The organism is Phytohabitans sp. LZ39, from assembly GCF_059359075.1.
In genome coordinates this window covers 70,637-83,140 of sequence record NZ_JCADBM010000023.1, presented here as the reverse complement: position 1 = coordinate 83,140, position 12,504 = coordinate 70,637, and the positions used below count along the sequence as shown (strand labels likewise).

The window sequence follows — 12,504 nt, the reverse complement described above, 5'->3', positions numbered from 1 at the left end:
CACATGCGGTTCGCCGTGGGCATCAGTGACGCCCCCGTGCGCAGCGGCTTGATCGCCGCCAACGGACAGTCAGCAGGTGGATTGTTTGGTTTGGCGTGTGTCCTTCCATTCGTGAGCTGTCGCGCGTGGTGTCTGGTCTGCTGTGGATTGGGGGTTGTGGGCTTACGATGCGACCGCGGTGATGGCCGCCCACATGTCCGAGCCGATGGCGAGCAGCAACATGGCGGCCACCGCCACCAATCCGGTGGTGCGGTACACGTGGACCGCCCAGCGCGGTATCCAGCGGTGCAGGAGCAGGTCCACGACCTTGCCGTTGTCCAAGCCGAACAGCGGCAACGCGTTCAGCGCCCCCAGCGAGAACGAAGCAAGGCCGAGAAACTCGACCGCGCCCGCGACGCCCGGCCGAACCAGGTTGGGTAATCCGTTGAGCCCGGCGCCGGTCTCACCGCGCGACCAAGCACCCGCGAGGGCAACGATCACGAAGACGAGGACCGGCACCGCGGCAGCGGGTATCAGGTAGGCAGCGACGATCCGACGTCCGGTCCACGTCACCACACCGAACGCGCAGGCGACGATCGCGTAACCGGGGTGGCCGACCAACACCGCGGTGGCGGCGAAAGCCCCGAAACCCAGGATGAGATTGACGACGGTGCCCGCATTCAGAAACCAGGCTCGGTCCCGGAAACGGAGCTCTTCGATCTGCCTGACATAGTGCGGGTGGGCCTGGACGTAGGCGCCGACCAGCCACGGCGACACGGTGAACGTGACGCCCCGAACCCGGAACATGGTGAACACCGGCGGGAGCGGCAGCCCGATGCCTGCCCGGTGGACGGGAATGCCGAGGCTACGCAGGGCGAACCCATGCGCGGCCTCGTGGGCGGCGACCGCGACCAACACCGCACTAGCCGCGACCACGACAGCCTGGATCATCAAGGACTATCTCCATCTGGCGGTTGGATGCCTGTGATTGCATGGCATATGTCAGGCGAGAAGCCGAAAAGGGGCTGGGGCCGTACGTGGTGTCGAACGCTGGCCGGATCGTGAAGTGGCGGTGTACGGCTGACCGGCTGCACCGACCTACGCGGGCCTCCACCCGCTCGCCCGAAGCGTTCTCGGCCGAGGTACCAGAACGTTGTCGGCCAACCGCCATCCACATCGGACACCAGTCCATCGCTGCTGGGACGCGCGTTACGGTGCGGCGGGGTCATAGCGCACACCGACGGGAAGATGTGTGGACGCCCGTCGCGCAGCCGGCGTGTCGACGGCGAAGTACTCACCGACGGCGTCGAGCATGCGCGAGGTGACCAGGACGCCGTCGACCGGCCAGCCGCTGTGCAGCTCGTCAGGCCAGTGTCCCGTGCTGACCGGTCGAGGCTGTTCGAGCACGGTGCTCGGATCGCGCAGCCCGCCCTGCGCGAGGATGTCCACGGCGACACGGTTAGCTAGCGCGACTTCCGATGGTTCCTGCTCGTCCCAGTGCGGCTCGGGCCGGACCAACTCGCTGCCGCACCGGTCGGTGTAGTAGTGGGGGTTGCTCCAGTCGGCCCCCACCAGCCCCATCGACCTGGTCATGGCCTTGACCAGCCGGGCGGCCTCGTCCGGGCGGCGTAGCCCACCCTCGCGGGGCGGGGCACAGTAGCAGCCGTGCCGGATCCGGTAGCCGTCACCGACGTTCAGCTCCACGCTGACCAACGCGTACCACCAGTCCACACCCTGATGGATGTCCAGACTGCCAGCGGTAGCCCACAGCGGCGGCCGCCACATCAGCCCGACCGCGAGGTCATCATGCGCGCCCCGCGCGACCGCGATGTGGCCGCGACGGTCCTCGCCGAGGGTGCAGACCATGCCGGTCTTGTACGCCAGCCGCATCATGGCTTGCTTCGGCGAACGACCCGGTAGTCCCTGAACGGCAACGACGTCCGGCGCAGCGTCCCGGATCACCTGCTCCACCAACCGGTACCGCTGATCAGGGTAATCGCCGAAAGGCTGGTAGCCGTCCACGTTGTACGTGAGAAACGTAATCACTGCACTGCCCTTCAATCTCGATTGCTTCGCGGCAGCGGTCTTCTGCTACCCGGTGCCCAACGTCGACGCGCGGTGTCGAAACGAGGAGCGCGGCGTGGCGGCTGCTTCCAGGAGTAGGAGGTCGGGGCCGAGGGCGTAGCCCGGGTGCGGGTGCGCGTCACTCGGTCCCGGGAGGTGGGACCGGGTGCAGCACGGCTGCGTCCACTCGACCCCGACCGGCTTGTCCACCAGGCGTAGCAGGCGTGCGGCCCTGGGGATGTCCACATCGAACAGGGCTTGATACCGCCTTGCCGTAGTGGTGTCCGAGGTGACTGGCCCCCTAGCCCGCCTCTTCGGCGAGTTTGTCGATCAGCTCGATGGACTCGCGCGGGCCGAGCGCCGTCTGCTCCCAGAGCTGTTTGTGCGCTTGGACGTGACGTTTGGCCAGCCCCGATTCCATGAGTAGCTGGCCGCCGAGATGCTGGGCGAAGGCGACCTCCGGGTACGGGCGGGGCATCTGATAGACGGTGAAGGCGCCGTGGACGCCCGGGTGCATTCCCAGACCAGTCGTCAGTACCCGGATATCGACGTGCGGCAGCTTGTCGACCAGGTGGACCAAATGTTCCAGCTGGGCACGCAGGACCAGCCGGCTGCCGACCGGGCGGCCCAGGGCGGCCTCCTCGACGAGCGCGTTGACCCGCACCGGCGGACGGTCATAGAGCCGCTCCTGGCGAGCCATGTGCGCCTTCAGGTGCTGGTCGAACACGCGGGCGTCAGCCCGCGGCGTGTAGGACTCGATAATTGCGGCGGCGTAGTCCTGGTTGTGCAGCAGGCCCGGGATGAGCATCCCGCCGTAGACGTGGACCTCCTCGGCCTGACGCTCGACCCACGGGTGGCCGACGCCAGCCGTGTGCAGTTCGTTGGTCGAGCCGTCCGGATAGCTCCACTGGTGCATCCGCCACGCGCTCTTAGCCAGAGTGAGCAACTCCTCACGCTCGGCCTCGTCCGCGACGCCGTACATGTCCAACAGCGCGACGATGTGATCGGGCCGGAACGGCCACTCCGCACGTTCGTAACGGGCCAGTGTGGAGAACTCGACACCCACGTACGCGGCGGCGTATTTGAGGGTCATGTCCCGGTCCTCCCGCCATTTGCGCATCCGCTGCCCCAAGTACTGGGCCCGAAGCGTCGGCATGAAGGTCTCTCGTTTGGTGGGCACGGAACCCATTCCTCTCAGCAAGATTCGGATGTGGACGATGGAGCTGCGGGGTCAGCGGTGCTGTTCGGTCAAGCTGGTGAGCAGATCGAGGGACGCGCGTACGTCCAGCGCTTGGCGGCGCAGCCGGTAGAAAGCGGTGTCGAACGCGGAGGCGGCGTCTTCGTCGTCGTGCCGCCACCGATCGTCGGGGACTCGCAACGTCGCCACCGCGGGGTACGGAGGGACGTCGAACACCGTGAAGGAGGTGTCCATGCCCGGCAGGTAGCCGGCTCGGTTCGGCAGCACCCGAAGGGTGAGCATCCGCGTGCGTGCCAGCTTGGCCAGGTACAGCAGCTGCTCAGTGTTAACGTCCGATCGGCCCACCGGTCGTGTCAGCGCCGATTCGGCGATGAGCACATGCAGATCTGGCTCATGCGGCCCATCCAGTCGCCGAGCGAACCCGACGCCGGGGCGGCGAGCAGCCGGCACCTCGACCTGCGCTACCGCGTCGGCGTACCGCTCAGTCCGCAGCGGATCCGGGACCAGCGCGTTGGAGAAGCAGCGGATCCGGGCGGCGTTCGCCTCGAGCCACAACAGGTCCACCAGCGACGGCTCCATGTCAGCCAGCGGACTGTCCGGCTCCGGCCAGGCATCCCGGGCAAGGCCCAGCACCTGCTCCTGCTCATCGAGGTCAAAGACCTTGTACAGCTCCAGGAACCTGGCCGCACGCTGCGGACCGACCACCTTGCTACCCGCCTCGTAGGCGCGCAGCAGCGCCGTGTCGATGCCAAGCTCCCGGGCGGCGACGCCGGCACCGCAGCGGCGCCGTTCACGCAACTCCCGCAGCCCGACGCCGAGCCACTTGGCGCGCAGCGACATCGGCTCGTGGTCAGCGGCAGACATCACCCGTCACCGCCCACTCCACTGTCATCCCGCACCGTCCCCAGTCGAGCAATCTCGTCCTCCTCGCACGACCGGCGGAGGCTGGGTGTGATTCCCACGTACCGCACCGGGCAGGCAGAGTTGCGTCAGCCATCTCAGACGGCATTGGACACCGTCTCCTCCATTGGCGCCCTACTGTCGCGGTCCAGGTACGGGTCCGGCTCGGTTCGAAGGGCTAGGTCTATCGGCAGAACCGTGTCCACGCTGGTACCCAGTCCGACGTTCTGCCTGTAGCGGACTGACACCGCCCTCTCCGAACCGAACAGCGCCACGCCCGGCCGCCAGCCCTGCCGGTATACCCACACCGGCTGACGCGCCTTGTACGCGGAGGCTGGCGCGATACCGGCACGTTCGCGTTGGTCAGGAATCGCTAGATTCTCACGCGTTGCCATCACCGGGCTCCGTCTCGGCGAGAACGCGGGCATTGCTGTTCCGCCGCCAGAGGCGTCCGTGATGGCTTCTCCATCAATACGGTGCCGCGTTGCCGACGGGGTAGGAGGCCACGCCGGTTGCCGATCGACCACGCCCACCTCCGTCTTTGATCTTTACGTCGCCATGCCAACGGCACGGGCCGCACGCGACCGCCTGGTGTCGAACTGCAATGGCGCAGCAGCGCGCCGCAAAGAGCGTGCAACAACCAGTCAGCAGGAGGGAACGCGTTCGGGTAGAAAAGGTGGGTACTAAGGTGGAAATCTGCCCGATAGGCTGCAGGCGATCAGGGCGTTGACATAAGGGGGCCAAGGTGCAGCAGTGGTCAGCGGCAGAAGCGCTTGCACTACGCAACGCGCTGCGGCTGACCAAGCGCGCGTTCGCAGCCCGACTCGGCGTAACCCACAGGTCGATCACGAACTGGGAAACGGGCAGGGTAACGATCTCTGGCTTCTCGCTGTCGCTGCTGGACCAGGCGCTGAAGACGGCTGACGATGACGCTCAGCGGCGTTTCACGGAGGTGCTGGCCGGGCTTTCGAGGCAGGTCGGTCCCGGCGGCTTTGACGAGTCGGCCAGGCCAGAACGGCTCGAGTGGGCCCTGGCTCACCCTGAGCAGGTCGACCTGATCGCGGTCGCCCTGCTTCGCGAGAAGGTCCAAGACCTCGACGAAAGGTACGAGCACGCCCCGTCGACCTCTCTGCTGGCTGCGGCCGGACAGCACCACGCTCAGATCACGTATCTGTCGGGCCACTGCAGGACCGGACGTATCCGCCGCGAGTTGACAACTGCGCGCGCCGAGTCGGCAATCCTCATGGGCCAACTGGTGTGGGATGCATCCCTGCGCCACGACCATGCGACGGCCACGGCGTACTTCGACGAGGCGATCGACGCCGCCCGGCAGGTCGGCGACACCGCAACTGAGGCTAACGCTCACCTGCGCAAGAGCTACATCGCCCTGTATGGATACAAGGACCCGACCTCGGGCCTGCATCTGGCGCAGGAGGCCGCCCGGCTCAGCGCCACCACCAGCCGCGTGATCTCGGGCCTCGGCCTACTACACATGGGGGAGGCCAGGGCAATGCTCCAGCAGCGCACGGAGTGCGAGGCAGCCCTCAGGGAGGCCGAAGCACAGTTTGCGCAAGTGAACAACACCGACGCGGCAATCGAGCTGTACTCGCCGAGCCAACTTGGCCGGGTCGCTGGCTCTTGCTACCTCTTCCTCAACGAACCGCGCGCGGCGCAGCAACACCTAGAACAAAGCTCGCACCTGGCTCACGGGCCAACCAAGGCGGGAACAATCGTGCACGCCAACCTCGCCATCGCCTGCGTTCGCCAGCGCCAACTTGACGAAGCTATTGGACATCTGCATCGGGCCATCGATCTGGCGGAGCAGACCCGCGGCGCAGGCGGACTCAACGTCACCTTCGCCGCCGGACGTGAAATGGCGCCCTGGCGCGATCAGCCTCAGGTGCGTGAGCTACACGACCGCCTCCTGGCCCTGATGACATGAGAGGCACAAAGTGGCAGAACACGCCGACACCCTGATAGCCAAGCATCGGATCCGCGAACGCGTCTGGAACCTGCTCATCCGCGAAGGCGTCAGTCCTGTATCAGCGGTGCGCGGCAAGATCCCCTACTTCGCCGGCGCAGAGGCGGCGGCGCAGCGACTAGCCGATACACCGCAATGGCACGCCAGCCGGACAATAAAGGCCAACCCAGACTGGCCCCAGCTCCCAGTCCGAGTCGGCGCGCTCACAGCCGGAAAGACCGTCTACATGGCCGTACCCCAGCTCGCCGACATCCGCCCCTTTTTCCGGCTCGACCCAACGCACCTACAAATCCCGCTAGACCAAGCAGCGATACCACAGGCCGCAGCAAGGGCCGCACCGAAAGTCCACGTCGACGAGATGCCCCACATCGACCTAATCATCTGCGGCAGCGTCGCGGTCAACCCCGACGGCACACGGATCGGAAAGGGCGCAGGCTATTCGGATATCGAAGTCGCACTACTAGCACAAGCCGGACTCCTAGCGCCGAGCACCGTCATCGCGACCACCGTCCACCAACTCCAAGTAGTCAACGAAGCACTACCTGTCGCTCGCCACGACTTCACCGTCGACTTGATTGTCACACCCGAACAACTCATTGAGTGCCCGCCCTCACGGCACCCGGACGGCCTACTGTGGCAAGATCTCGCCGCCGAGAAAATCGCCGCCATTCCACTGCTCGCCGACCTTGCTGGCCGACGTCAAACGAAAGACACCGGCCCGGAGATGGCAGGATAGATGTTGTGCATCGTTCGCGATGAGCATGACCGCGGCGTTGGAGATGACCATGAACGGTATGCTCGGTGCTCACGCTGTCACGGTGACGCTTACAGTGCCGGTGATGTCGGTCCATTCTGCGTCGGGCCACAAGCCCAAGCGGTTGGGCGTCTTTCACTACGCTCCGGTGGCCGGGTAGCGCTACGCCGACCGGACGCCGGGACGGTCGGTTCCAACTGCCGCACTCCACATGTAGCTGTGCCGACCAGGTCCGGTCCATTGTCATGGCGTCGCCAGGGTTGATGGGGTTCGTCAGCGCCGGGCGGGTGCCCGCCGGTGAACTCGCGGACCGTGATGACTGGCAAAGCACCTTGCCAGATACCGCCTGTTGGGGGGCGGCGGACCCGCTTTTAGGTGGGCTTTTCACGGCGCGGGGCCCTTGCCGTGAGTGGCTACGGGGTGAAGGTGCCTGCCGTGTGCAGGGCGGTGATGCGGTCGCGGAGATGTTCGTTGGTCATGCGCTTGGCGGTGGCGGTGTCGGGTGTCTCGGTGGCGGCGCCGTACTGCCACCAGGCTTTGCCGGTGGCGCGGTCGGTGACGACGAACCTGTCTTTGACGGCGGGGCCGCGCACGATGAGGGTTACGGCTTCGCTGTGCGCCGTCACGGAGTGGATCATGCTGTGGTGCAGGGTGTAGGTGTCGCCGGGTTCCTCGATGCGGCTCAGGCGGGGCGAGAGTGCGGCCACGTCGACTTCGTCGGTGAATTCGTGGTCGGTGCCGTAGAGGACGTGGGTGTAGCTGCCGGTGAGGATCCGGCTGGTGTAGGTCCAGCGATGGTTATGGGGCCTGTCGAAGTAGCCGTCGAGGAATACGTGGAGCCTGATCCGCCAGCCGTCTGGGTCGTCGTGCAGGACGATCTTGTCGAGGATGTCGTAGTGCTCGCACAGCCGGGCCAGGTGCGGATTGTCAACCACCGTGTCGGTCAGTTCACCGAGGAGGGCACGGTCGGCGGTGAGCTGGTCGAGGACCGTAGTGGAGGCGGCGGCAACGGCGGTCAGGTCGTTCCAGTCCAGGCCTGCGAGCGGGGCATAGAGGGCGGCGGTTGGGGCGACGGTAGTCATGACAGTGCCTCCATGATCAGATCGACGTCGGTGCGCTGGTGGGGTATCGCGCCGGTGGCTGCGCAGTGCGAGGTGCCCGCGAGGCAGGCGGCGTGGACGGCTTGGCGGGCGGTGGCTCCGGTGAGGTAGGCGTGCGCGAGTCTGTCGGAGAACGCGGCTCCCGCGCCGTGTGTGTGACGCACATGGATCTGCCGTGCCTGCATCCGGAAGGCGCCCGCCGACGTGTAGCCGAGGGCGCCGGGCCGGCCGAGGGTGACCACGACGGTCTCCGGGTGCAGCCGGGCATACAGGTCAGCGGCGACGGCCTCGGCGCGGCCGGCGTCTTGCTCATCGAGGTTGGTCTGTACGAACGTGATGTGGCGTCTGCTGGCGGCTTCGGCGGCGGTGTCGGAGAGCGGTCGCCGCCGAGGTTGAGCAGCAGCGGAGCGTGGCCGGCGGTGATCGCGGCGGCGGCCAGGCCGTCGATGATGCGATAGCAGTCGATGTACGCCAGCCGGGCCGCGCTCAGCGAGGTCAGGTCCGCGGTGGCGAGCTGTTCCAAGGTGTTGCCGAGCCAGGCGAACCATGTGCGGGTGCCCGCCTGGTCGGTCACGATGGTGAGCTGTGGCGTGCCAGAGCCGGGCGCGGCGCTGGGCAGCGCTTGGTGGGTGACGGCGGCGCTGTCGAGCATGTCGAGGACGGCCTGCCCGGCGGCGTCGACGCTGACCCGGTTGCTGATCAGGTGCGTGGTCGAGCCGAGCCGCCGTGCGGTCACGGCAGTGATGGGTGCGTCCCCGGCCAGCGACGGGAGGACCTGGACCACCTGCGCTCCGGTGTTCGCCGCCGGATAGGCCGCCACGGCGGTGACCTGCGCGTGGGTGAGGTAGCCGAAGCAGACCAGGTCTGGTCCCATCGCTGGCGTCATGGCTACGACCAGCCGCCCTCGCTGTAGACCTCGCCCGAGGCGATCTGCCGCAGCGCTTGCGCGACGTAGGGCACGATCTGCGGGGACGGGTCGGCCGGGTCGACGAACGACCATCCGGCGCACTTGTCCGGCTCCTGGTTGGTGATCTGACCGGACCAGTCGCGGGCCTCGAAGAACAGTGCGACCCGTCCGGAGTCGGTGCGGTGGTGCATCAGGTGGACCAACCGCAGGGCATCGGGCTTGACGAGTACGCCGACCTCCTCCTCGGCTTCGCGGGCGACGCCTGTGGTGGCGGACTCGCCGTTTTCCAGGTGCCCAGATGGAAGGCCAAGCTGCCCATCGGCCCAACCGGTGTTGCGGCGCTCGCCGACCAGCACCCGTCCGTCACCGTCGCGCAGGATCAGGTGCAGGTCGACACATGAGGTGTAGCGGGCCATCACAGCTCCTCGTTCGTTGATCATCGTTGTTGGGCCGGGTGTGTTTTGTCCCTGCCGTGGACCATTTTCGGCACTCGATCGTGGTTGGTTAGCCTGGCAGGCCGGTGGGCACGTCGGCTTTCCATAGCCGGCACACCGGCACGATGTCCGGCTCGGCGGCGCAGGACGCCTGCCCCATCACCAGCTCCTCGGCCGGGCAGCCGCCCATGCACGCATCAGAGACCTTGCATGAGCCGCAGCTCGGGTGCCGCAGAGTCTGGGTGAACAGGTCGAACTCGTTGGCTTGCTTGTTGAGGACCACCTGGCCGTCGACCTGTTCGCGAAGTGCAGGTCGGTGTCGAACAGGAACGAGCACACGTACGCCCGGCCGTCCGGGAAGATCGAGATCCGGTCCAGGGTCCGGCCGATACAGCCCCGATATCCGTCTGCGGCGTAGCCGGCCATCCGCTCCCGGCGGGCGTAGGTCGGCTGGTACCAGATGCGGGTCTTGTGGCCCGGCCCGACCTGTTCCAGGCGCTCGTAGAACGCGATCCACTCGGCAGGCCCGATGCCCCACTCTGCCGCGCCGTGCCCGGAGCCGATGACGGAGAACACGTGGAACTTGACCAGCGACACGCCCAGTTCGTCGGCGAAGTCCAACAGGTTCAGGCAGTCGCCGAGGTTGGCCCGGTTGACGGTACAGATGATCCGGGTGTCGAAGCCGCGCTCGCACAACCCGGCGACGGTGCTGAGGGCTTGGTCGAAGGTGCCCTCGCCGCGGACCTGGTCGTGGCTGGCTGCGCAGCCACCGTCGAGGCTGATCTGCACGTAGGAGAAGTCCTCCGGCTCCATCTGGGCGAACTTCTTCGCCGCCGGACCGAGCCCATTGCTGGTGGTGATCACGTGCTCGTAGCCGAGCGCCTTGGCGCCACGGATGATCGGGATGTAGTCGGGATGCAGCGTCGGTTCCCCGCCGAGGATGGTCAGCTTCGACCCGCCCATCTGCCGCCACGTCGTCAGCGTGTTCATGACCGCCTCGTAGGGCATCTTCAACGCCCGTTCCAGCCGCTCGCCCATGTAGCAGTGCTCACAGCGCAGCTGGCACGCCTCGGTGATGTACAGGTAGACATTGCGGAACCGCCCGTACGGGATCTTGTCCACCCGCCGGGGTGCGGTGTCGTGGGCGGAGGCGGGCAGGCGGGCATTGCCGTACGCGTCGCTAAACGCCGCTCGATCACGGCGCAGCGTCGGCATCGGTAGCGCGGTGGTACTCACGATCGGCTCCCTTCGTGCTTGGCGAGTGCGGTCAGCCGATGCACGGCATGGTGGGCCGCCTGGCAGACCTCGGACATGGTGGCGTCGGCATTGACGCTCAGGTGCGCGATGCCGCACTCGGCGGCAAGCTCGGCGATCTCCGGCTGGTTAGCGGCGTATCGGGCCAGCCGAAGCCCGTGCAGCCGGGGTACGTCGGTGTCGCGGCGGGCCAGAACCATGCGGCACGAGCCGCACCGCCGCGCGTCGTCGGCAGCCGCGACGGCCGGAGCATGCGGGTCCGGCCCACACACCAGGCACACCCGACGCTGCTCGACTCGCCCGACGATCGTGGCCATGTCGGCGCGAAGCTCCAACAGCGCCACCCGCGCAGCAGCGGCTTGGGCGGTCTGGGCCAGCAGGTCCAATTGGCCGGCGGTGCCCGGGAAGTTGTCCAGCAGCACCGTCGCAGCACCGAACGTGAACCGGCCCCGCACGAACGTGGCATCAAGCACCCAGCGCACCGCCTCCAGGCTCACCCAGCCCAGCGGGTCCGTGCTCGGTCCCAGCCCCGCAAGCAGCTCCGGCCGGGCGCGGATCGTCTCGCGAAGCCGGAACACCGGCATACCTTCCGCGCTGGCCAGCGCCGCGACCACCGTCGACTTCCCCACCCCGGGCGGACCGATCACCGCGACGAGCACCGTCGTCGGCGCCTGTCCCATCACCGGGCCGGACCGCGGTTCCCGTGCGGTCCGCGGCGCCGAGCGGGAGTCCGCGATCGTTATTGGGCGGCTCATGTGGGGTGGTCCGTCGACGGGACGACACACGTTGACACGGCGGGCGCCGACCAGTTGCGGCCAGGTCAGGCCGGGCGTGAGTCGAGGTAGTCGCAGGAATCGGGAGAAGACCACGGTGGCCGTCTCCCGCCGGTAGCACGGGCCGCGCACGCCGTATTTGAGGCACAGCCCAGTCGCGCTGGAGGTGACGTGCTCGTCCAGCACCTCTTGCGCGATGGCCATCTGGTCAGGCTCACCGGCATAGATCGTCTTGGTGGTCATTCGTCCCCTCCTCCGAAGCGGTAGTCGCTCTCACCCGAGGTATGACGAGCCGAAGCGGGCGCGGCGCGAGCCGGGCCGAGCGGGAGCCGACCCCACCCATCTCGCGACGCGCCCGCCGGATCACCCGGCAGCACGGAGCCCATGTCACGTACAACCGGGGAGGCATCAGGACGCGGATCTACCTGTGCGCCGCGGGCTGACATGAAGCACGCCCTCGCCTCGCGGCCGCTCGTGCCCAGTCCGCCATCGGTCTTGTGGTAGGCGTCGCTGTCAGTTCCTGGCTGGTCGGGCCGCCGTTGGGCTGGGAACAGCGGCGAAGCGAGGACGGTCGAGAGGATCTGACGATGGACGGGCCCGACCTCCAGTGCGGGCAGCCGGTTGACGGGGGTGAACACCATCGCGTCGCCCTCATCGCACTGGACGTCCTGCTGACCGGCACCGATCCGGCCGAGAAAGACGTGGCAGTCCGCGACCGCGCCGGGGAACCTCTGGGAAGGCACGCGCCCCTGCCACGCCAGTATCAGGTCGGTGTCCGGCGTGAGGCCGGTCTCCTCGAACAGTTCGCGGAGTGCAGCGGTGCGGGCGTCCTCGCCGGGCTCGACGGCCCCACCGGGAAGGCACCAGCGGTGTGGGTCGATGCGGGTATTGCCGTCGCGCAGCTGGAGCAGGATCCGCCCCTGCGGGTCGACGAGCATGACCACGGCGACCCGGAAGGCGTCCGCGGGCCTGTCGGCAAGCTCGCCGCTCGGCAGGCGAGAATCCATCGCCCTGCCCTGCCTTTCCCTCATCTGCTTCGTTGCTGTCAATGGGGCTGGTTGTCAGTCGATCCGGGATGGACAACCGCGCGTGACGTATCGAAGACTGAAGGTAGGTTCACCGTGGGCGACCAACCGGTAATTTTCGTACCAGGTCGCAGC

13 protein-coding genes are annotated in these 12,504 nt (G+C 67.4%); 3 read left to right on the top strand and 10 right to left on the bottom strand.

Annotated elements, in window-relative coordinates:
* Positions 1-162: 162 nt before the first annotated feature.
* The 4 genes from AC5L36_RS34880 to AC5L36_RS34865 form a co-directional block, all read right to left on the bottom strand.
* Positions 163-930: a site-2 protease family protein gene (locus AC5L36_RS34880; RefSeq protein WP_441222893.1), complete on the bottom strand. Its 768-nt coding sequence runs from the start codon at positions 928-930 to the stop codon at positions 163-165.
* 258 nt (positions 931-1,188) lie between these two features.
* Entirely contained in the window at positions 1,189-2,001 is an 813-nt protein-coding gene (locus tag AC5L36_RS34875; RefSeq protein ID WP_441222892.1) for a hypothetical protein, read from the bottom strand.
* A gap of 343 nt (positions 2,002-2,344) precedes the next feature.
* Positions 2,345-3,232 carry a helix-turn-helix domain-containing protein gene (locus tag AC5L36_RS34870; RefSeq protein WP_441222891.1) on the bottom strand — a complete coding sequence of 296 codons (888 nt, stop codon included), beginning with the start codon at positions 3,230-3,232 and terminating at the stop codon, positions 2,345-2,347.
* A gap of 42 nt (positions 3,233-3,274) precedes the next feature.
* Complete coding sequence (locus tag AC5L36_RS34865; RefSeq protein ID WP_441222890.1) at positions 3,275-4,105, bottom strand: DUF5753 domain-containing protein; 831 nt, start codon at positions 4,103-4,105, stop codon at positions 3,275-3,277.
* Positions 4,106-4,886: 781 nt separating this feature from the next.
* Here AC5L36_RS34865 and AC5L36_RS34860 point away from each other — a divergent pair.
* Positions 4,887-6,083, top strand: coding sequence for a helix-turn-helix domain-containing protein (locus tag AC5L36_RS34860; RefSeq protein WP_441222889.1), 1,197 nt, complete (start codon positions 4,887-4,889; stop codon positions 6,081-6,083).
* A 10-nt stretch (positions 6,084-6,093) separates the two neighbouring features.
* Positions 6,094-6,858: a 5-formyltetrahydrofolate cyclo-ligase gene (locus AC5L36_RS34855; RefSeq protein WP_441222888.1), complete on the top strand. Its 765-nt coding sequence runs from the start codon at positions 6,094-6,096 to the stop codon at positions 6,856-6,858.
* Positions 6,859-7,289: 431 nt separating this feature from the next.
* On the opposite strand, the gene AC5L36_RS34850 is transcribed toward AC5L36_RS34855, so the two are convergent.
* Together AC5L36_RS34850 and AC5L36_RS34845 are read right to left on the bottom strand one after the other, a co-directional pair.
* Complete coding sequence (locus AC5L36_RS34850; RefSeq protein ID WP_441222887.1) at positions 7,290-7,958, bottom strand: hypothetical protein; 669 nt, start codon at positions 7,956-7,958, stop codon at positions 7,290-7,292.
* Positions 7,955-8,524 (bottom strand): PfkB family carbohydrate kinase, encoded by a 570-nt coding sequence (locus AC5L36_RS34845; protein ID WP_441222886.1) that lies wholly within the window; start codon positions 8,522-8,524, stop codon positions 7,955-7,957. The genes AC5L36_RS34850 and AC5L36_RS34845 overlap by 4 nt, the downstream gene beginning before the upstream one ends.
* Before the next feature lie 6 nt (positions 8,525-8,530).
* On the opposite strand from AC5L36_RS34845, the gene AC5L36_RS34840 reads away from it, so the two are divergent.
* Positions 8,531-8,788, top strand: a complete 258-nt coding sequence (locus AC5L36_RS34840) for a hypothetical protein (RefSeq protein ID WP_441222885.1) — start codon at positions 8,531-8,533, stop codon at positions 8,786-8,788.
* 76 nt (positions 8,789-8,864) lie between these two features.
* Here the strand turns inward: AC5L36_RS34840 and AC5L36_RS34835 are convergent, their stop codons facing one another.
* The 4 genes from AC5L36_RS34835 to AC5L36_RS34820 form a co-directional block, all read right to left on the bottom strand.
* A complete protein-coding gene (locus AC5L36_RS34835; protein ID WP_441222884.1) occupies positions 8,865-9,299 on the bottom strand; it encodes an NUDIX hydrolase in 435 nt (144 codons plus the stop codon).
* A 177-nt stretch (positions 9,300-9,476) separates the two neighbouring features.
* A complete protein-coding gene (locus tag AC5L36_RS34830; RefSeq protein ID WP_441222883.1) occupies positions 9,477-10,553 on the bottom strand; it encodes a radical SAM protein in 1,077 nt (358 codons plus the stop codon).
* The gene (locus AC5L36_RS34825; protein ID WP_441222882.1) at positions 10,550-11,587 is read right to left on the bottom strand and encodes an AAA family ATPase; all 1,038 of its coding nucleotides are present in this window, start codon (positions 11,585-11,587) and stop codon (positions 10,550-10,552) included. The genes AC5L36_RS34830 and AC5L36_RS34825 overlap by 4 nt, the downstream gene beginning before the upstream one ends.
* Entirely contained in the window at positions 11,584-12,351 is a 768-nt protein-coding gene (locus tag AC5L36_RS34820; RefSeq protein ID WP_441222881.1) for an NUDIX domain-containing protein, read from the bottom strand. Before AC5L36_RS34820 ends, AC5L36_RS34825 begins: the two co-directional genes overlap by 4 nt.
* Positions 12,352-12,504 lie beyond the last annotated feature (153 nt).